This window comes from Archangium lansingense, from assembly GCF_026626635.1.
In the GTDB taxonomy this organism is placed as follows: Bacteria; Myxococcota; Myxococcia; order Myxococcales; family Myxococcaceae; genus Archangium; species Archangium lansingense.
Genome location: NZ_JAPNKA010000001.1, coordinates 11,331,302 through 11,351,261 on the forward strand (window position 1 = coordinate 11,331,302; position 19,960 = coordinate 11,351,261).

Sequence of the window (19,960 nt, forward strand, 5' to 3'; positions counted from 1 at the left end):
GGCCACCGCGTGAAGTGGGCCGTCGCCATCGCCGCCGTGCTGGCCGCGCCAGCGCTGGGCCTGCGCACCACCGCGCAGGTGGAGCGCTCCGCGTCCGAGCTGCCCGCCGATGGGAGCGCTTCCATGAGCTTCCACGCGCGGCCCCGCTCGGTGCTGGGGCTCTCCGCGCCGCTGCTTCCTTCCACCCGGGCGACGCTCTCGCTCACTCCTGAGATTGCGCGCGCCTCCTGCGGGGCGGGCACCAGTGGCCCGGTGTGCACCGTCGTCGCCGGCACCACTCCAGGAGAGGTGCGCGGCACCCTGCGGGTGGAGGATGCACTCGGGCTGGTGACGGAAACACCGGTGGAGCTGCGCCTGGTGGCCGATGCGTCCGATACGGACAGGGATGGCTTCCCGGACGCCGTCGAGCTCGACTCGGAGGACGACCGCCAGGCGTTCCGCCGCTGGTTCGTGACGATGGCCGCCGCGCAGTACCCCACGCCCGACCCGCGCTGGCCCGAGGTGCACCGCGACTGCGCCGGGCTGCTGCGCTTCGCCTACAAGGAGGCCCTCAAGGCCCATGGGGCGGGCTGGCGCAAGGGACGAGAGCTCGGCACGGCCTCGGCACCGGACGTGCGCAAGTACCACTACCCCGCGGTGCCCGTGCTCGGCGACAAGCTGTTCCGGGTGGCTCCCGGCGCCTATGACGCTCAGGGCTCGCTGGAGTCGGCCTTCAGTGCCTCGGCCAGCGCACGCTGGCTCCTGTCCGCCAACGCTGTCCGCGTTCCTTCCGAGCGCGCCCAGCCGGGCGACCTGCTCTTCTTCGAGGACCCCGAGGCCCGCGGGATGTCCTACCACTCGATGGTGTACCTGGGTGACCTCGGCGGGCTAGGGCCCGAGGTCGTCTACCATACCGGCCCCGACAGCCGGCCCGGCGGTTCCAAGGGAATCGTCAAACGGGTCCGGCTCGAAGACCTTCTGTCGCATCCGGACGAGAAGTGGCGCCCGCGCGACGACAACCCGCATTTCGTGGGGTTCTACCGATGGAAGATTCTCGACTGAGACTGCTGTTCGCCGTGCTGTTGCTGCTCGCCGCGCCGGACGCATCCGCTCGCGGGCGCTTCTACTTGTCCACGCAGACGGTGACCGCTCCGGGCCAGCAGCCCGAGGTGAACATCGAGGCGAGTGGCGTGCGCGCGCTCTCCATGCGCGTCTACCGCATCCCCGATCCGGAAGCGTTCATGCTCGGGCAGACGGACCTGCACCGTCCGGTGACGCAGAACACCCTGCGCGACAAGCACCTCTTCACCGTGCTCACCGGCGGCTACCGCGCGGCGGCCACCTCCCTGCGCGAGCAGGTGCGCGACGCCGTGTCCCCGCGGGCGCGTGCCTCGGCGCTGGAAGTGCTCGAGAAGGCCAATACCGGCCTGACCAAGGCGCAGACGGCCCCGGCCCGCGAGCAGGTGCGCATCCCGCTGCTCAAGGACTACCCGCTCGTCAGCTACTGGCAGCAGGACCTGGATGCTTCGGCGTCGAATGCGCAGGAGGCGGAGAGCAGCGGGGAGGACGGCGAGGAGTACTCGGGCAACAGTGGGAGCTGGATGCTGCGCTCGCTCGATCTGGGCGTGAAGGAGAGCGGCGTCTACCTGGTGGAGGGCGTGACGGGCGAGGACGTGGGCTACACGCTGGCGGTCGTCTCGCGCATCGGGCTGATGGTGAAGCAGGGCCCGGAGCAGACGGTGGCGCTGGCGGTGGACCAGACGACGGGAGCGGCGCTCTCGGGCGTGAAGGTGACGCTGTTTGACCAGGGCAAGCCGTACGCCGAGGGCACGACGGGCAGCGACGGCCTGTTCGTGGCCAAGGTGAAGGCCGCCACGCAGACGCTGGCGCTCGCGCGCCAGGGCGAGGACGTGGCGCTGGCGGATGCCTCCTTCTACTCGGCGGGGGCGAATGACCGGGTGGTGTACCTCTTCACCGACAGGCCGGTGTACCGCCCCGGGCACGAGGTGCACTTCAAGGGCATCATCCGCTCGCGCTCGGGCACGGCCTATGCGCCGCCCAAGGGGGGTGAAGCCTCCGTGTCCCTGGTGGATCCAAGCGGCACGGCCGTCGACACGCTGGACGCGGAGGTCTCCGCGAATGGCTCCTTTACCGGGCGCTTCGAGCTGCCGGACAAGGCGCTCCAGCCAGCGGCGGGCGTCTGGAGGATCCGCGCCGAGGTGGAGGGTGAGTCCTTCGAGGGCGAGTTCAAGCTCAAGGAGTTCACCAAGCCGGAGTACCAGGTGAACGTGCAGCTGGAGCGTCCGTCGTACGTGGAGGGGGACGAGGTGTCGGGCCGGGTGCTGGCCCGCTTCTTCCACGGTGGCGTGCTCAAGAACGCGGATGTGCAGCTCACCGTCTACCGCAGCCGCTTCTTCATCCCGGACTTCGTGGACGCGGAGGCGGACTTCTTCGTCTCCGAGGGCGAGCGGGCCTCGGCCGGGCGGGAGATCGTCCAGGAGCTGTCCGGCACGCTCGACGCCAATGGCTCGTTCCCCTTCAAGTTCGCCACCGCGAAGGACGGCCAGGACTACACCTACTCCATCGAGGCCAAGGTGGTGGACGGCTCGGGCAAGACGGCCCGGGGCCAGAAGGCGGTGGACGTCACGGTGGGCCGCTTCTTCCTGTCGGCCCGAACGAACAAGCTCGTCTACGAGCCGGGCGACGAGGTGTCGCTCCAGGTGGTGGCCCGCGACTACGGCGAGAAGCCGGTGGCCGTCCCCGTGGACGTGGCCATCACGTACCAGACGCGCACGGGCACCTCGGTGTCGGAGGCGTCGATTCCCGAGCAGAAGCTCCAGGTGGCCGCGTCCGCCACGGGAGGGACGCACAAGCTGAAGCCCACCGAGCCCGGTGCCTACCTGGCCGAGCTCACCGCGACGGATGATGCCGGCTCGGTCATCACCACCACCGTGCCCTTCTTCGTCACCGAGAAGGGTGGGGACATCCCCATGGCCAAGGGTGGGCTCGAGCTGTACTCGGACAAGCCCAGCTACAAGGTGGGCGACGAAGCGGTGGTGCTGGTGCGCGCCCCCTTCGACTCGGCCTCCGTGCTGCTCACCCATGAGGGGATAGAGGTGCTCTCCAGCGAGGCGCTCGAGCTCAAGGGCTACTCGGCGGTGCTGCGCTTCAAGGTGACGAAGGAGATGTCGCCCAACATGTACGTGGGCGCCATGGCCATCTCCGCGGGGCGCACCTTCCGCCAGGAGCTGCTCCTGCGCGTGCCTCCCACGGAGCGGGTGCTCAAGGTCGAGGTGGCCGCGGACAAGGAGAAGTACGCGCCGGGTGACACGGGCACCTTCACGGTGTCGGTGACCTCGCCGGACGGCAAGCCGGTGGCCAACGCCGACATCGCCCTCTCCGTCGTGGACGAGGCCATCTACGCCGTCTCCCCGGAGATTGCGCCCTCGCTGCCGGAGTTCTTCTTCCACCCGGTGCGCGACAACGTGCGCGGCACCAGCTCCACCACCTTCCGCTTCTACGGCTACGGCCGCAACGTGCTCGAGCAGATGAGCGCGCTGCCGCGGAGCCGCGCGGGCTACGGTGACCTGAAGACGCTCTCGCGCAAGGTGCGCAAGGAGTTCAAGGACACGCTGCTCTTCTCGCCCAACCTGGCCACCGGCCCGGATGGCAAGGCGAGCATGAAGGTGACCTTCCCGGACAACCTCACCACCTGGCGCGCCACCGCCCGCGTCATCACCGCCGACACCTCGGTGGGCTTCGGCGTGGGCAAGGCCCGGGTGCACCAGGACTTCCAGGTGCGCCTCGCCACCCCGCGCTTCTTCCGCGAGCGCGACACCCTGAAGCTCGGCGTGCTGCTGGAGAACTCCACCAGCCAGAAGGGCACGGCCACGGTGACGCTGGAGGCCACCGGCGTCGAGCTGACCGAGAAGCAGAAGACCGTCACGGTCGACGGCAATGACCAGGCGGTGGCGGTGTTCCCCGTCCGGGTGACGGGCGGTGACGGCAAGGTGAAGCTGCGCGCCAGCGGCAAGTTTGGCACCCACTCCGATTCGATGGAGCTGGAGGTGCCCCGGCTGGCCCACGGTGCGGTGCTCAGCGAGGCCTTCGTCGCCTCACTGGCCGCCGACTCCACCGCGCCGGTGGACCTGGCCCTGGAGATTCCGGCCTCCGCCCACCCCGAGGCCTCGCGGCTGGCGCTCTATGCCAGCACCGGCATCGCTCCGGCCATCGAGAGCGCGCTCGACTATCTCGTCGGCTACCCGTACGGCTGCACCGAGCAGACGATGAGCCGGTTCGTGCCCAACCTGGTGGCGGTCAAGGCGTATGAGCAGCTCAAGCTGCCGCGCAAGGAGCGCCACGGCGAGCTGCCCAAGATGGTGATGGCCGGCGTGGCCCGGCTGCGCCAGCTCCAGCATGGCGATGGTGGCTGGGGCTGGTGGGAGGAGGATGAGACCGACGCGGCCATGACGGGCTACGTGGTGCAGGGCCTGGCCATGGCGCGCTCGCTCGGCTACGGCAACGAGGAGGTGGATCAGATGCTCACCCGCGGCCTCGCCAGGCTGTCCTCGCTCAGCACGGGGCAGATGGATGACGGGCTCCGGGCGCGCCTGCTCTACAACCTGGCGGTGGCGGGCAAGTCGTCGGACTCGATGCTCACCGCGCTCTCGCAGAAGGTGCGCGAGCAGTCCGAGCTCTCCGCCTACACCAAGTCGCTGGTGGTGCTGGCGCTGGCCGAGTCGGGCAAGAAGGAGGATGCCGCCGCGCTGGCGGAGGAGCTCGAGCGCTCGGCCAACCGCGTCGGTGAGCTGGTGGTGTTCGGTGGCTCCAGCGCGGATCCCTGGTGGCAGGGCCGCATCCAGCCCGCCATGGCCACGTGGGATGGAGACCCCATCGAGTCCACGGCCTCGGCGCTCCGGGCGCTCGCCCGCACGCGTCCCTCCAGCCCGTTCATCGACGGCGCGGTGAAGTTCCTCCTGCAGCAGCGGCGCGACGGCCACTGGCAGAGCACCCGTGACACCGCGGTGGTGGTCTCCGCCCTCGCCGACGTGCTCCCGCGCTTCGCCAGCCAGACTCAGGGGGCCACCGTGGCCGCGCTGTTGGATGGCCAGCCGCTCGGCGAGCGCACCTATACGGGCGAGGATCTCTATGGCCCCGAGGTGATGGTGGGTGAGTCGCTGACGGTGAAGCCGGGCGCGCATTCCATCCAGGTCTCGCGCCGCGGCGATGGTGCCGGGCTGATGCTCGAGGCGCGGCTGTCGTACGTGGATGCCGGCGAGGGCCTGAAGGCGAGCAGCAGTGGTCTGACGATTACCCGCCGCTACCACCGCGTGGTGCGGCAGCAGGGCGGAGGAGGCCTCGAGGAGACGCTCCAGCCGCTGCTCGGCAAGAGCGCGGAACAGGATGGGCTGCTCTTCGTCGAGCTGGAGGTCACCGCTCCGAACGCCGTGGAGTACGTGATGCTGGAGGATCCGCTGTGCTCCGGCTGCGAGGTGGAAGAGGCCGATGTGGGCCGCAAGCCGGGAGGGAGGGATCTCCACCCCAAGGGCCTGCACCGCGAGGTGCGTGACGAGAAGGTGGTCTTCTTCGCGAGCGACCTGAAGGCAGGCAAGAACGTCTTCGGCTACATGATGGCGCCGGGCCTCGCCGGCAACCTGCACGTGATGCCCGCCAGCGCCTCGCTCATGTACCACCCCCAGGTGCGGGGAACCTCGAACGAGCAGACGCTCCAGGTGGGAGGTGAGCCGTGAACATCCGGACCTTGCTGTCGCTGCTGACGCTGCTGCTCTGTGGGGCCACCACCGCTTGGGGCAGGGACGCACCCAAGGTGACGATCAACACGCCCGCTGGGGGATGGACCTCGAACCGGGTGGCGCGCATCACCGGCTCCATCTCCGATGCGTCGCTGCGCGTCGGCACCCTCTCCATCAACGGCACCGAGCGGCCGCTGCCCCTGCGCGGCGGCAACTTCGACCTCTCCCTGGTCCTCTCGCCCGGGATCAACGTGATTGAGGTGGCGGCGACCAACGAGGCGGGCGTCGGCCGCGCCAAGGTGTCCGTGTTCGCCAAGGTGCCGAAGATCGACCTGCGCGTGGTGCTCTCCTGGGACACGGACGGCACGGACCTCGACCTCCACGTGGTGGAGCCCTCGGGCGAGGAAGCCTGGTACCAGCACAAGGAGACCGCGAGCGGCGGCTCCCTCGACGTGGACGTGACCACGGGCTACGGGCCGGAGATCTACACCCAGGCCAACTCCCAGGCGGGCACCTACCAGGTCCTGGTGGACTACTTCTCCGACAATGGCAATGCCCAGACCGAGGTGAAGGTGGACGTGCTGCTCCACGAGGGCACTGACCGCGAGGAGCGGCACACCTTCCGTCACATGCTCACCCGCACGGGTGGCAAGTTCGAAGTCGGAACCTTCGAAGTGAAGGCCGCCCGAGTCGTCCAGTGACACTCGCGCCGCTCGGGCTGCTGCTGGTGCTCTCCGTGGCCGGGAGCACGCCCGAGCTGCGCACCCGGCTCGCCGAGCGCGCCGAGGCCCTGCTGCCGGACGAGGATGACGCGGCGGCGGTAATGGACCTGGCCACGGGCGAGCTGGTGCTGGCGCATCACCCGGCCGTCCTCGCGCGTGCGTTTCCGGCCGGCAGCGTGCTCAAGCTGGCCAGTGCCTACGCGGCGCTCGACACCCACCGGCTGCCGGAGGAGCCGCCGCGCTGTAGTGGCCGCGCCGAGATTGGAGGCCGGGAGCGGATGTGCTGGATCCGCCCTGGACATGGCCGCCTCGAGCTGACGCGTGCGCTGGCACTCTCCTGCAACATCTACTTCTATGCGCTGGGGGACATCCTCGAGGGCGAGGCGTTGCTGCGCGCCCTGCGTGCCTTCGGTCTCGGGAAGCCCACGGGCGCACTGCCGGGTGAGGAGGGCGGAGTGCTGCCCCAGGCGCTCTCGCGCGAAGACCGGATTCGCGTGGCGGCCGGGGACAGCGAGCGGGTGCAGACAACGCCCCTCCAGCTCCTCCAGATGGCGGCGGTGATCGCGGGCCGGGGGCAGGCGCGGAGCCTGGGTGAGGTGGGAGGCCGACAGAGGCCGCGCCTCGAGAACGTGGCAGCGGTGGAAGTGCTGCGCGAGGCGATGCGGCAAGCGGCCGAGAGCGGAACGCTGGAGGCCACGCGGCTGGGGACGCTGGAAGGCGCGGGGAAGACAGGCACCGCACGCTGGGAGAAAGGCTGGCACACGCACGGCTGGTTCATCGGGTTCGCGCCCTTCCGCGCGCCGCGCTTCGCGGTGGTGGCCTTCGCCCGAGAAGGACGAGGGGCCCACCAGGCCGCGCAGCCGGGGACGGAGTTGTTGAGCCTCGCGCTCGGAGGCGAGGAGCCCAAGAACATTCCCTGGGAGCGGCCCCCAGGCCACCTGCGCGTCCGCGTCCTGGAGAAGCTGCGCCCCATGCGCGCCACGGTGATGACCGATGGAGGACGGCTGAGCTGTGACGGGGTGACGTTGGATCTGACGGGTGCCACGGCGGAGATTGACCAGGGGCTGTTGGACCTGGGCCGGCCAGACCGGCGCTGCCGTGAGCTCTACGCTCCGGGCGAGGGAGTGGTGGTGCGGCTCGGTGCCACCACGCGGCGATACCGGGGAGCGCTGAGGGCCACGGTGATGGATGGTCAGATTGCCCTGTTCAACGAGCTCTCCGTGGAGGACTACCTCCGGGGCGTGGTGGGCAGCGAGCTGGCCGGAAAGCCGGAGGCGCTCAAGGCGCAGGCCATCGTCTCGCGCACCTATGCCCTCGCCGAGCGTAACCGACATGGTCGAGCGGGCTACGACGTGTGTGATCTCACCCACTGTCAGCTCTACCGGGGCAGGCAGGACGAGCGCTCCGAGGTGGACGCAGCGGTGGCAGCCACTCGGGGGAAGGTGCTCTGGGGACGCGGGGTCAGTGAGCCGCTCGCGCCGACCTACTTTCATTCGAGCTGCGGTGGCTCCACCAGCACCGCCGCGAGTGTCTTCGGCTCGTCTGAGCCATCCAGCGCGGTCGCGGACCGGGTGGGCACGTCCGGGCCCCTGTGCTCCGCATCACCGCACCACCGCTGGCACTTCGAGGTGTCTCGGGAAAAGTTGGCCCAGGCCTTGGGGATTGCCGCCGAGGGCCCAGCCTTCGAGGTGCTGCGCAGCGACAGCGGAGGCCGAGCACTGGAGGTGCGCGCGTTCGGCGTGCCCCTGACGGGCGAGGCCTTTCATGCACGCGTGGGCCGTGCGCTCGGCTACCAGACGTTGAAGAGCCTGGCGTTGAGTGGGCGCGAGGTGGGCGGGAAGGTGCGCTTCGAGGGACGGGGGCTCGGCCATGGCGTGGGGATGTGCCAGTACGGCGCCACGGAGCTGGAGCGGCGCGGGTACAAGTACGAGAAGATCCTGCGGCACTACTTCCCGGAGCGCACGATTGGCCAGTCCCCTCCTTAGCGTGGTGCTGTGCGCGGTGCTGGCGGCCGAGGTGCAAGTGGGCGCCACCGTGGTGCGGCACGAGGAGGGCGCGGAGACCGTGGCGACGCGAGTAGCGCGGACGCTAGAGCGGGCACGCCAATCCCTGCCGCCCTTCGTGGGGTCGGAGGTATCGGAGGTGCGGGCCGTACTCTCCGAATCGGTGGAGGCGTTCAGCGCGCGCACTGGCCTGCCCCGCACCGCCGCGGCCGGAGTGGTGGAGGGAGAAGTGGTGCTTCCGCCGGCGCGAGTGGTGGACCGGATGGAGGACCTGAGTGCGCTCGCGAGGCACGAGGTGGCGCACCTGGCGCTGCTCTCCCATGCGGGGCCAGCGCTACCTCGCTGGTTCGCCGAGGGATTCGCCTCGGCACTGGTGGAGGCGGGGCCCACCGCGAGTGGGCCGGAGAACTGCCGGGCACTGACGACGGAGTTGCTGGAGGTGCGCCCGGAGGTGCGGGAGCGAGCCTATGCGCGGGCGGCGGCACTCGCCCGGCGGCTGGCCCGCGAAGCCGGTGGGATGGAGGCGCTGTGGAAGCAGCTCAGCGCGAAGCCCGATACCCGCACGTTCTGGCAGCTGCGGCTGGGGGAAAAAACGATCCGGGAGCACGCCTGTGAGCCCTCTCCCCCGAAACGCCAGGCCATCCCCTCTCCCTCTGGGAGAGGGTCAGGGTGAGGGTCTACGCCTCACCCCGAGTTCCGCCCGTAGAACCACGCAGTCAGCGCGAGCCGGGGACCGTGAGCGGGCAGCACCTCGTGCTCGAGGCGCTCGCTGAGGAACACCACGAGCCGATCGAGCGTGGGCTCCACCTCCACCGGTCCGCCCTCCGGATAGATGCGCAGCAGTCCCCCATGGGCCGGTACCCAGTCGGGATTGAGGTAGTAGAGGGCCGTGACGCGCCGGTTGGATTGGCCGGGGAAGGCGTCGAAGTGGCGCGCGTATCGCGCTCCGTTCCCTGGGTACCAGGCGAGCTGGAGATCAAACCGCCCGAGCCCCAGGTACGCCTCGGCCGATAGCACCTCGCCGAGCGCGGCGTAGGCATCCCGCAGCCGGCTGATCGCCGAGCCCTGCTCCTCCTCCTTCACCCAAGTGATGAAGTCGCCGCGCGTGTCCCGGTCCAGCGTGTGGTCCGCGCCCCGGCGGATGCCCGCGGGACGCAGCAGGCCCTCCTCGACGCGCGCCTTCGCCTCGGCATGGACAGCCCGAGCCTCCGCCTCACCGAGGAAGGACGCGCGGGTAAACCAGCCCCGCTCACCGAGTGACTGGATTTCTTCATCCCGAAGGGACAGCGGGCTCATGGCTCGGCGAACCCTACCCCACCCTGACTAGAATGGGGCGCATGGTGCGTCTCCTCTCGCGGGTGTTGCTCGTCCTCGTCGCCCTGATCGCCGGAGCCGTGGGGTCCTTCCTGCTGCTCCGCCCCAAGCCCCCTGCCCTGCCAGACACGCCAGCGCTCGTCACCCGCGTCCGCGAGGTCGCCCGGCTCGAGACGCTCCAGGTGTCCCTCTACAAGAAGGTGGAGTTCTCTCCCGAGCCCCAAGCCACTGACGCCCTCTGGAAGGACGTCATCAACTGGGCTCGCTACTCCATCAACACGCCGCGCGGCCGGGCCATCGTCTTCGCCGACGTGCACCTCGGCTATGACTTCGGCCAGCTCGATGGCTCCTCGCTGCGCATCCAGGGCACGCGCGTGGATGTGGCCCTCCCCTCCCTCGAGGTGAAGGTGGAGCTCAAGCCCGGTGAGACGGAGATCATCGGCTCCAATCTGGACAGCGCCCAGACGACCCTCTTGCTGGAGAAGGCCCGCGAGGCCTTCGAGCGCGAGGTGAAGGGCGATGTCCGATTGAAGGAGCGCGCCCGGCGCTCGGCGGAGAACACGCTGCGCGTGCTGTTCCTCTCGGCGGGCTTCCGCGAGGTGAACGTGGTGGATGTGCTGCCTCCTCCGGCGACTGCGGGGTAACACGGTCGCGGCGGGGCAGACCCTCACCCCAGCCCTCTCCCAGAGGGAGAGGGGGCACATCAGAGTGCGGTGAGAGTTCCTCCGGCGAGCTGGAAGAGACCGGGGATCCCGTCCGGCGCACTGCCCAACCGGTTCAGTGACTCGCACGCGGGCCCGTCCGACTCGCGGCACACCAACGCGAACTCGCGCCTGCCCAGGTGGACTCGCAGCGGTACCTCTCCCGCGTGCAGCACGAGCCGCCTGCCCTGCTCCCCCGTGAGAAGCCTCGCCGCGTCGTACCCATCACCCCCGGCCACCGCCCATAGGCCACTGAAGCTCTCCGCGAGCACCACTTGCCCCTCGTCCAGCACCACCGGCCTCACCGGCGCGGGGTGGGCCTCGAGGTTGCGCCAGGCCAGTGCGTCCACCGCCTCCGCGGAGAGCCCCGCCGGCCCGAGCGCGTCTCCGGGCAGGTAGTGCACGAACTCCGCGTCCTCCAGTACGTAGAAGACCGCGAGCCCCGCGGGGCCTGGCCGGTGGAGCGCCCCCGTCGCCTGCGCCTCGAAGCCCCCGGGTCGCAGCACCGGACGCAGCCGAGCCTCCAGCGAGCCAGCATCCACGGCGGGCCCCGACAGGCCTCCCAGCCGCACCACCATGCCCTGGACGTAGGTGTCCAGGTCCTGCGTACCGTCGCGGTAGGCAGCGTAGAGCGAGGCCACATCCACCCGCCCCACCTCGCCCGAGGCGAGCTTCACCAACAAATCCTTCCCCTGCCGCCGGCACGCCACTCCGGCCCGGTGCAGCGCCGCCAGCAGCGCGGCGGTGAACTCCGGACGCAGCGCCTGCACCCGAAGTGCTGGCGGAGGTGGCACGTCCGCGGCCTCCAGCTCCGCCTGGAGCAGCCGCGCCTCCTCGTCGAAGGGGTCTCTCTCCAGGACGTCCGCCACATACGCCCGCGCCCGCCCGTGCTCGCCCCGCCGCAGCGCTAGCATCGCGAGCACCTTCTGCGCCTCGGGGTCTCCCGGGTTGAGGATCAGCGCCTCGCGCAGCACCGCCTCCGCGTCGCCCGGCCGCTCCAGCCCGAGCAGCGCCCGCGCCAGCCCCAACCGCACCTGCACATCCTGGGGGAAGTCGCGCCGTAGGGTCTCCAGCAGACGCAAGGCTTCGCGCTCCGCACCCGCGTTCACCAACGCGTGCGCCACGGCCAGACGCAGCGTAGGTCCCGGCGTGTTGTGAGCCGCACCGCGCAGCGCTTCCAGCTCCGCGTCACTCAGGGGCTCGCCTGCCTCCACCCTCCGGCGGAGGCGCTCCAGGGAAGTCGGGTCCACGGGGGGAGTCTAGCCATCCGGCGTCCCCGCGCACTCCCCTTCACTGCCAGGAGATGTCGTACTCGCTCTCGAGCACATCCGTCTGCCGGCCAACCACCTTCACCTTGCTGGCGTTCAACCGCTCGAGCATCGCCACCAGCATGCCCTCGTGGAACGAGGGCGGCATGAAGTCGCGATTCATGGTGAAGCGGCAGCACTGGGGCCCCGTCCACCGTACCGAGCGCTCGCCCGTCATCGACATCCGGTAGGTCAACGGCAGGTTGTTCACCAGCCGCTTCGGCTCGCCACGCACCAGCACCTGCACCGTCCTGCCCGCCTCGGACTCCAGGAAGTCCATGGCCACGCAGTGCCCCATCAACCACAAGGCCTGCTCCACATCCGTATGGCGCGCGCCCAGCTCCGGCATCGCCGCCGACAGCATCTGGAGGTGCTGCCGGATGGGGTAGTTGAAGAAGTCGAAGAAGCGCGACTGCCCGCACGCGGCGGCGCTGCGCTTCTCCAACGACTCGTCTCCCAACGCCCGGATGGACTTCAGCACACTCTGGAGGAACAACCCGCGCGCGATGTCCTCCGAGCCCGCAAGCGCCATCCGCTGGCCCCAGAACTGCCCACCGTCCCGGGGCGACACACTCCACGCAATCGCCGCGCTGCCGCTCATTCCCCTGACCCCCCTGGTCTTCTCATCACTACTGCCAGCAGAAATCACACTCACTGTCGAGCCCCCCCGTCGGCCGGCCACTCACCTTCACATCCCGCCCGCCAAAAAGGCCCAGCGACATCTCCATCACCCCCTCGTGAAAGGGGTGCGGCATGAAGTCACGCTTGAGGATGAACCGGCCACTCCGGGGACCCGTCCACCGAACCTCATACTGCCCAAAGCTCACCGCCATGCGGTAGGCCACCGGCAGCGAGTACCCCAGCTGCCGCGGACTCTGCGGCGCCAGCGACAGCATCACCTTGCCCGCCCCCACCCGCATGAAGCGGTGGGCCACCAACCGCCCCAACTGACGCAACGCCTCCTCCGCATCTCCGTACTCCTCCGCCAACACCGGTAGCGCCGTGCTCACCATCTGGCAATGCATCCGCACGGGGTAGCTGAAGAAGTCCAGGAACCGCGACTCCCCGCACTCCTCCACGCAGCGCTTCGCCAGCGAGCCGTCGCCCACCGTGCTCAGCACCTCCAACGTCCCGTTGAAGAGCATGCCGCGAATGGTGTCCTCCGACGTCGCCAGACACCTCCGCCGCTCCAATTCCTGCTCCCAGATGTCTGCCTTTTCCCACCTGGTACGAGCACTGCTGGTCACGGCCATGTGTTCCCCCTTGGCAGCAATCAGCCCAGCTGAGGAATGTCTATCCTAATTGTTTCAGGACTGGCTGTCAGTAGCCCGAGCCACTCGCGTGCGCTTTGTCCGAGTCGAAACGGCCTGCGCTCCTCCCCTGTCCATCTGTGTTGTGGGATTGCGTTCTCAGCGAACCCTCAACTCATGTCTGTGAAAGCTTTCAATGCTGCATGGCTTTCCTCGATTACAGCTCTATGCGATTAAAACAGCCTCACCGGATTTGGTACCCGAAGAGCAGTGCGTCGAAGTCCGCGGGGAGGGAGGCGAAGTCGGAGGTGACCCAGTGAGCCCCGGCCTCGAGCAGCACCTCCGCGGGTGTCAGGGTGGTGACACCCACGGCGAGCATCCCCGCCGCACGCGCTGCGTGAATGCCGTGCACCGCGTCCTCGAAGACGACACACGCCGCGGGCTCCACTCCGAGCGCCCGCGCGGCAGCGAGGAAGAGGTCCGGAGCCGGCTTGCCCCGCGTCACGTCCTCCGCGCCAGCCACGTGGGAGAAGAAGGAGCGCAGCTCCAGCCCATCGAGCACGAAGGCCCGGTTGGCGCGCGGCCCCGCCGAGGCCACCGCGAGCTGGAGGCCGGCGTCCCGCAGCCGCACGAGCAGCTCCCGGGTACCGCGCAGGGGCGCCAGGTGCGGTGCGAAGAGCGCGCGGTAGTGGGACTCCTTCTGCTCCGCCAGCCGCGCCAGCTCCTCGGGCGGCACGGGCCTGCCGAGCAGCGCGGGGAGGATCTCCTCGTTGCGCCTGCCGTTGAACTCCCGCTCGAAGCGCTCCGCGGGCGCCTCGAGACCGAGGGAGTGAGACAGGGCCACCCACGCCTGGACGTGGAAGCGCATGTTGTCGACCAGGGTGCCATCCAAGTCGAAGATGGCGGCGAGAGGACGGGAGGAGAGGCTCATGGCCTTCCCCCTATCAACTCTGGAGCGCTCACGCCTGCCAGGAGATGTCGTAGTCGCTTTCCAACGTGGAGAGCTGATGGCCGAGCACTCGCGCGCCCTTCGCTTGGGCCTTCTTCAGCACGCCCAGCAACATCCCCTCCTGAAAGGGGTAGGGCATGAACTCGCGCCGCATGGTGAGCCGGCCACTCGTGGGCCCCGTCCACACCACCGAGCGCACCCCGAAGCTCACCGAGGCTCGGTACACCGAGGGCATGTTGCCGACCAACCGCTTGGTGTCTCCCCCGGCCAGCAACTGGAGCGCCAGGCCCGCGGTAGAGGCCAGGAAGCTCTCCGCGGCCACATAGCCAAGCTGCCGGAGCGCCTCGTCAATGCCGCCGTACCGGGCCTCCAACAGCCGCGCCGCGGCAAACACCATCCGCAGGTTCGCGCTGACGGGGTAGGCGAAGAAGTCCACCAGCTTCTCCTCCCCGCTCGCCTGCTGGCACCTGCGCACCGCCTCCTCGTCCCCCAGGATGCTGACCGCGTCCAACGTGGCCCGGAGGAACATGCCTCGCGCCGTGTCCGAAGGTGAGGCCATCGCCAGCCGCAGCTCCAGGTCTTCGTCAGAGCCCGGAGGGGCTGTCACCCACCAGCCCTGCTCATCGACCATGCGCATGCATCCCCCCAGCCGTGTCGAGGCATCGAGCATGGCGCCACTGTAATCCCTCCGCCTCTCTTCGTCAGGTCTATGCCTTGTCTGTCATTGGGCTTGAAGAAATACATTCCCGGTGTGTCCACCCTGCCCAGGCTCGGGCCCCTCTTCCCTTGGCTCTCCGGCGTCCCTGCTCAGACCTGGGTCATGGCTGCCCCCGAGGCCGGTCCCAACATTGTCGGGCGGACACTGCTCGTCGAGTGGAGGCAAACCATGGACGCCTGGCCGGAACTACCGCTGGAAGAGTGGAAGGACACGCTCGCCACGCTCCACCGCTACACGCAGGTCATCGGGAAGGTGCGGCTGGAGCTGGCGCCGATGATGAACCACTGGTGGCAGGTGGCGCTGTACGTGACGGCGCGCGGGCTCACCACCTCGCCCATCCCCTCCGGGCAAGGCAGCTTCGAGGCCGACTTCGACTTCATCAACCATGAGCTCCTGCTGAGCACCAGCGACGGCGAGCAGCGGGTGCTCGCGCTGGAGCCGCGCCCGGTGGCCGAGTTCTACAGGGACGTCATGGCCACGCTGCGCTCCATGGGCATCGACGTAGCCATCAACGACACGCCCCAGGAGATTCCGGACGACCTCACCCCCTTCAGCGAGGACCGGCACCACGCCTCGTATGACCCGGAGTACGCGCACCGCTGGTGGCTCGCGCTGGTGCAGGCGGACACCGTGCTCAAGGAGTTCCGGGGGCGCTTCACCGGCAAGTGCAGCCCGGTGCACTTCTTCTGGGGCAGCTTCGATATGGCGGTGACGCGCTTCTCGGGCCGGCCCGCGCCAGAGCGGCCCGGCGCGGACCCCGTCACCCGCGAGGCCTACTGCGAGGAGGTCATCAGCGCCGGCTTCTGGCCTGGCACCGACCAGCTCGGAGGACCGGCCTTCTACTGCTACGCGACCCCGGAGCCCCCAGGCTTCGCCAAGGCAGCCATTCACCCGCGCGCCGCCTGGTACGACCCGACCTTCAAGGAGTTCCTCTTGAAGTACGACGACGTGCGCGCGGCCTCCAACCCCAGACAGCTGCTGCTCGACTTCTTCCAGAGCACCTACGAGGCAGGCGCGAACCTCGGCGGCTGGAACCGGGAGCGGCTGGAGCGGCCACTCATCCGCGCTCACGCCGCCACCGCACCCGAGCAACCCGTCCCGGCGCCGTGACTCACACGGGGTGACTCACGCGGAAGGTGGGGGCGCCCCGGCCCCACCACCGCCACCACCTCCCGGGTGCGCCTCCGCCTGGCCGAGGAAATCATCCAGCGCGCCCACGTCGATGGGCTTGCGGAACACGGCATCCACCAACGCGAGGTTGGCGCGGTTCTGCCCGCGCACGTCCATGCCTGTCACAATGGCCAGCAGCGCCTGGGGCGAGCGCTTGCGCAGCTCGCGCGCCACCTCCCACCCCGACATGTCCGGCATCACCGCGTCCAGGAGGGCAGCGTCATAGCGGCGCTCGTCCCACATCTTCAGCGCCACGTCCCCGCTGTTGGCCACCTTCACGTCGTAGCCCTCCTCGCCGAGCACCTCCGCCATCATCCGCGCGTTGTCCAGGTCGTCGTCCACCACCAGCACCCGGCGCGTCTGCTGGAAGCGCCGCGGGCCCGCCGGCTCCGGGCCCTCCGTCGGCCGCGCCGCCACCACCGCCGCCGCTTCGTCCGCGGACCGCACCAGGGGCAGCCGCACCACGAAGGCCGCCCCTCCCTCCGGCAGGTTCTCCACCGTCAGCTCGCCGCCCCAGCGCTGCACCTGGTTGCGCGCCACCGCCAACAGCAGTGAGAGCTGAGGCGCTACCGACTCGCGGTTGAGCGGGTCGAACATGCGCGTCATGTCCTCCGCCTCGTACGGCGTGCTGGAGTCCGCTACCCGCAGCGTCACCCACCCGTCCGCCTCCCGGCGCGTCTCCACCAGCACCCGCCCACCCTCGTCGCTCAGGCGCTCGCGCTCGGCCAGCAGCAGGTTCACCACCAGCTCGCGGAAGAAGCCCGGGTCGGCCCGCACCGCCCCCGGCTCGCCCAGCCGCTGCTCCACCGTCACCGGGTGCTCGCGCCCCTCCAGCTCCGCCCGCGCCATCTCCAGCGCCTCGCGCACCGTCGCGTCCACCTGCACGTCCGACAGCTGCTCCTCGGTGCGCTGGACGTTGAACTCCTGCAGCCGCGCCACCAGCTCGCCCACCTGTCCCACCGTCTTGTCGAGCGCGTCCAGGTGCTCGGGCTTGAACTCGCGCCGCAGCAACGTAATCCGCAGGCGCAGCACGTTGAGGAAGTTGTTGAGCGCGTGCGCCGCGCCACTGGCCAGCTGCCCCAACGCCTGGGTGCGCGTGCGCTGCAGCAGCCGGCCCTGCAGCCGCCGCACCGCGTCGTTGGCGCTCATCAGCGCCTTCGTCTTGTTGGCCGCCTCTGTGCGGTCGGTGAAGGTCTGGATGACGCCGGCCAGCTCGCCCTCCTCCTCCCAGACGGGCGTGGCGCTCATCTCCAGGGTGGCCTCGCCCCCACCGGGCCGCTCCACCACCATCATCACCCCGCGCACCGGCCCGCGCTCCTTCAGCGCCCGCATGAAGGGCATGTCCGCCACCTTGAAGGACTCGCCATTGGGCTGGCGCGCATTCACCTGGGTGAGCACCGCCGCCAGCGGCGACTGCGAGCGCGAGCCCACCACCGCCCGCATGGGCATGCCGATGAGCCGGCTCACCGGTGGCGTGGCGAAGGACACCGTGCCGTCCACCTCGGCCAGCAGGATGCCCACCTCCACGTGGTGCAGCACGGACTCCATCACCGCCGCCTCGCGGAAGCGCACCTCCTCCGTCCTCAGCACCCGCGCGAACGAGGCCTGCGCCGAGGCGTGCGCCTCGCCCACCAGCTCCACCATGAAGGTGGCCACCTCCGGCTCCAGCCTCCCGTTGCGCCGGGCGTAGACGGTGAGGAGCACCTCCTCCAGCGACTTGAACTCGCGCGCCAGGTCCTCCGCGTCGAAGCGCTGGTTGTACCGGCGGGCCCCGTGCGAGCGCACCACCTCCGGCCAGAGAGACAGGGTGTCGGTCCCACGGTCCCTGAGCAGGCGGACGAGCTCTTCTATCAACCGGCGCAGGGGCGCCCGCAGGTTGCGCCCGGGGATGTCCAGTTCATACGTCTCGGCACGGATGCGCTTGGACCACAGGCGCACCACGCGCTCCGACTCCTCTTCCAGCAGTTGAAGCAGGGCGGCCACCGGATTCACGGGTGGCGGGGTGTCATGGAGGAAAGGGATGGCCATGGTTCCTCCGGGAGAGAGTGGGCACGGCGACCCGGCACGGCCACCCGTGCGCCCGGGCCGCTTCCCCAGGGGAGACCTGAACGATGGCAATCGAGGGCAACGAGCGCGACAAGAACGAATACGAAGCCCTGCCGCTCTCGGACGCATCCATGGCCCAGCTGTTCCGGGGTGAGCTCAGTCGCTCGGACACCTGGCGGTCACGCCTGGACAACACCACCAACTGGTCCATGACGACCACCGCCGCCGTCGTCTCCTTCGGTTTCTCCGCCAACGCCGCCCCCGTCGTCTTCCTGGTGGGCATCGGCATGGTGCTGTCCTTCCTCTTCATCGAGGCACGGCGCTACCGCTACTACGACCTGTGGATTCGCCGGGTCCGGCTGCTGGAGGACGGCTACTGGGTGCCCATGCTGCGCCGCGAGCCGGTGGACCCGGACGCCCTGCGCGAGCTGGCCGGCATCATGGAGCGGCCGCAGATCCAGCTCTCGCTCTTCTCCGCCATCTCCACCCGCCTCAACCGGGCGTATGGGCCCATCCTGCTGGTGCTGACGCTCTCCTGGTTCGTCAAGGTGTACAGCCACCCGTGGCCGGCGAGGAACACCGCCGAGTTCATCGAGCGCGCGCGCATCGGGCCCCTCCACGGCGGCTTCGTGATGGCGTTCTTCTTCCTGATGGTGCTCGTCTTCGCCTACCTCTTCGTGGCCTCCTTCTTCACCAAGGCCCCGCTGGGAGAGCTGCGCACCCGGCCGCGCGGACGCCGCGCTGCGTTGTGGGAGTCCTTCTACCGGCCGTACGCCACGCTGTCCCCACGCCGCCGGGGCAGCCGCAAGACCCCGGCCCGGCCGCAGGGGCCTCCGTCCCCTCCTCCCATCCAGACTCCACCGACGCATTAGCCGGGCTGAGAGCAGAGCTTTTTCCTCCTTCCGGGGCCCTGTCTTTTGTGCTTGAAGCGCGAGACATGGCGAATACGCGTACGGTTACGGTCATCAATGGCGACGGCATTGGCCCCGAAGTGATGGCGGCCACCATCCGCGTCCTCGAGGCGCTCAAGGCTCCGCTCGAGTTCGAGTTCAAGGACGCGGGTGCTGAGGTCATCGCCAAGTACGGCACCAACCTCCCCCACGAGACGGTGGAGGCGGTGCTGCGCAGCGGCGTGGCGCTCAAGGGCCCCACGGGCACGGTGGTGGGCGGCGGCATGGCCTCGGCCAACGTGGGCCTGCGCAAGCGCCTGGACCTGTACTCCTCGCTGCGCCCGGTGAAGAGCGTGCCCGGCGTGAAGACGCGCTACGACAACGTGGACCTGGTGGTGGTGCGCGAGAACACCGAGTCGCTCTACGCCGGCCTGGAGCACATCATCGTCCCGGGCGTGGTGGAGTCGCTGAAGATCATCACCGAGAAGGCCTCCACGCGCATTGCGCGCTTCGCCTTCGAGTACGCCAAAAAGCACGGGCGCAAGAAGGTGACGAGCGTCCACAAGGCCAACATCATGAAGCTGTCGGATGGCCTCTTCCTCGACTGCACCCGCAAGGTGGGCCGGGAGTACCCGGAGATTCAGTACGAGGAGGTCATCGTCGACAACATGTGCATGCAGCTGGTGAAGGACCCGACGCGCTACGACGTGCTGGTGATGGAGAACCTGTACGGGGACATCCTCAGCGACCTGTGCGCGGGCCTGGTGGGCGGCCTGGGCCTGGTGCCGGGCGCCAACATCGGCGAGCGCACGGCGATGTTCGAGGCGGTGCACGGCACGGCGCCGGACATCGCGGGCAAGGGCCTGGCCAACCCCACCGCGCTGATGATGTCGGCGGTGATGATGCTGGACTGGCTCGACATGCGGGACGAGGCGCGCAAGTTCGAGAACGCGCTGGCCAAGGTGCACGGCGAGGGCAAGTCGCGCACGGGCGACCTGGGCGGCAGCGCCACCACGCGCGAGTTCACCGACGCGGTCATCGCGGCGCTGTAGTTGAAGTCTCCTCCCTCTCCCCTCGGGAGAGGGTCGGGGTGAGGGTATCGAGCCCCCAGGTTCTACCCTCGCCCCCGCGTCACCTGGCTCCCGGTGTCCCGAGGAA

Annotated in this window: 16 protein-coding genes; 9 read left to right on the forward strand and 7 right to left on the reverse strand. The window is 69.5% G+C overall.

The genetic code is table 11. From position 1 onward, the window contains the following. The first annotated feature begins 9 nt into the window (after positions 1 to 9). The 5 genes from OV287_RS45380 to OV287_RS45400 are packed head-to-tail and all read left to right on the forward strand — an operon-like array spanning position 10 to position 9,130. Positions 10 to 1,041, forward strand: coding sequence for a DUF1175 domain-containing protein (locus OV287_RS45380; RefSeq protein WP_267540295.1), 1,032 nt, complete (start codon positions 10 to 12; stop codon positions 1,039 to 1,041). Continuing rightward, positions 1,023 to 5,729, forward strand: coding sequence for an alpha-2-macroglobulin family protein (locus OV287_RS45385; protein ID WP_267540296.1), 4,707 nt, complete (start codon positions 1,023 to 1,025; stop codon positions 5,727 to 5,729). The genes OV287_RS45380 and OV287_RS45385 overlap by 19 nt, the downstream gene beginning before the upstream one ends. Then, positions 5,726 to 6,433: a DUF2135 domain-containing protein gene (locus OV287_RS45390; RefSeq protein WP_267540297.1), complete on the forward strand. Its 708-nt coding sequence runs from the start codon at positions 5,726 to 5,728 to the stop codon at positions 6,431 to 6,433. The genes OV287_RS45385 and OV287_RS45390 overlap by 4 nt, the downstream gene beginning before the upstream one ends. Then, entirely contained in the window at positions 6,430 to 8,439 is a 2,010-nt protein-coding gene (locus OV287_RS45395) for a SpoIID/LytB domain-containing protein (protein ID WP_267540298.1), read from the forward strand. Before OV287_RS45390 ends, OV287_RS45395 begins: the two co-directional genes overlap by 4 nt. Continuing rightward, positions 8,420 to 9,130 carry a hypothetical protein gene (locus OV287_RS45400; protein ID WP_267540299.1) on the forward strand — a complete coding sequence of 237 codons (711 nt, stop codon included), beginning with the start codon at positions 8,420 to 8,422 and terminating at the stop codon, positions 9,128 to 9,130. The genes OV287_RS45395 and OV287_RS45400 overlap by 20 nt, the downstream gene beginning before the upstream one ends. Before the next feature lie 11 nt (positions 9,131 to 9,141). On the opposite strand, the gene OV287_RS45405 is transcribed toward OV287_RS45400, so the two are convergent. After that, positions 9,142 to 9,753, reverse strand: a complete 612-nt coding sequence (locus tag OV287_RS45405; RefSeq protein ID WP_267540300.1) for a 2OG-Fe(II) oxygenase — start codon at positions 9,751 to 9,753, stop codon at positions 9,142 to 9,144. 41 nt (positions 9,754 to 9,794) lie between these two features. On the opposite strand from OV287_RS45405, the gene OV287_RS45410 reads away from it, so the two are divergent. Beyond that, positions 9,795 to 10,415: a DUF4230 domain-containing protein gene (locus tag OV287_RS45410; RefSeq protein WP_267540301.1), complete on the forward strand. Its 621-nt coding sequence runs from the start codon at positions 9,795 to 9,797 to the stop codon at positions 10,413 to 10,415. Positions 10,416 to 10,474: 59 nt separating this feature from the next. On the opposite strand, the gene OV287_RS45415 is transcribed toward OV287_RS45410, so the two are convergent. The 5 genes from OV287_RS45415 to OV287_RS45435 all read right to left on the reverse strand — a co-directional run bounded on the left by OV287_RS45415 (position 10,475) and on the right by OV287_RS45435 (position 14,615). Beyond that, positions 10,475 to 11,722, reverse strand: coding sequence for a tetratricopeptide repeat protein (locus tag OV287_RS45415; RefSeq protein WP_267540302.1), 1,248 nt, complete (start codon positions 11,720 to 11,722; stop codon positions 10,475 to 10,477). 40 nt (positions 11,723 to 11,762) lie between these two features. Next, positions 11,763 to 12,380: a TIGR02265 family protein gene (locus tag OV287_RS45420; protein ID WP_267540303.1), complete on the reverse strand. Its 618-nt coding sequence runs from the start codon at positions 12,378 to 12,380 to the stop codon at positions 11,763 to 11,765. 28 nt (positions 12,381 to 12,408) lie between these two features. Further along, positions 12,409 to 13,032: a TIGR02265 family protein gene (locus OV287_RS45425; protein ID WP_267540304.1), complete on the reverse strand. Its 624-nt coding sequence runs from the start codon at positions 13,030 to 13,032 to the stop codon at positions 12,409 to 12,411. Between the two features lie 241 nt (positions 13,033 to 13,273). After that, entirely contained in the window at positions 13,274 to 13,960 is a 687-nt protein-coding gene (locus OV287_RS45430; protein WP_267540305.1) for an HAD family hydrolase, read from the reverse strand. 28 nt (positions 13,961 to 13,988) lie between these two features. After that, entirely contained in the window at positions 13,989 to 14,615 is a 627-nt protein-coding gene (locus OV287_RS45435; RefSeq protein WP_267540306.1) for a TIGR02265 family protein, read from the reverse strand. Positions 14,616 to 14,864: 249 nt separating this feature from the next. Here OV287_RS45435 and OV287_RS45440 point away from each other — a divergent pair, with 249 nt between their 5' ends. Further along, positions 14,865 to 15,806: a DUF5996 family protein gene (locus tag OV287_RS45440; protein ID WP_267540307.1), complete on the forward strand. Its 942-nt coding sequence runs from the start codon at positions 14,865 to 14,867 to the stop codon at positions 15,804 to 15,806. 15 nt (positions 15,807 to 15,821) lie between these two features. Here the strand turns inward: OV287_RS45440 and OV287_RS45445 are convergent, their stop codons facing one another. Beyond that, positions 15,822 to 17,894: a hybrid sensor histidine kinase/response regulator gene (locus tag OV287_RS45445; RefSeq protein WP_267540308.1), complete on the reverse strand. Its 2,073-nt coding sequence runs from the start codon at positions 17,892 to 17,894 to the stop codon at positions 15,822 to 15,824. An 89-nt stretch (positions 17,895 to 17,983) separates the two neighbouring features. Here OV287_RS45445 and OV287_RS45450 point away from each other — a divergent pair, with 89 nt between their 5' ends. Together OV287_RS45450 and OV287_RS45455 are read left to right on the forward strand one after the other, a co-directional pair. Next, positions 17,984 to 18,784, forward strand: coding sequence for a DUF2270 domain-containing protein (locus OV287_RS45450; RefSeq protein ID WP_373371938.1), 801 nt, complete (start codon positions 17,984 to 17,986; stop codon positions 18,782 to 18,784). A gap of 65 nt (positions 18,785 to 18,849) precedes the next feature. After that, positions 18,850 to 19,854: an isocitrate dehydrogenase (NAD(+)) gene (locus tag OV287_RS45455; protein WP_267540310.1), complete on the forward strand. Its 1,005-nt coding sequence runs from the start codon at positions 18,850 to 18,852 to the stop codon at positions 19,852 to 19,854. Positions 19,855 to 19,960 lie beyond the last annotated feature (106 nt).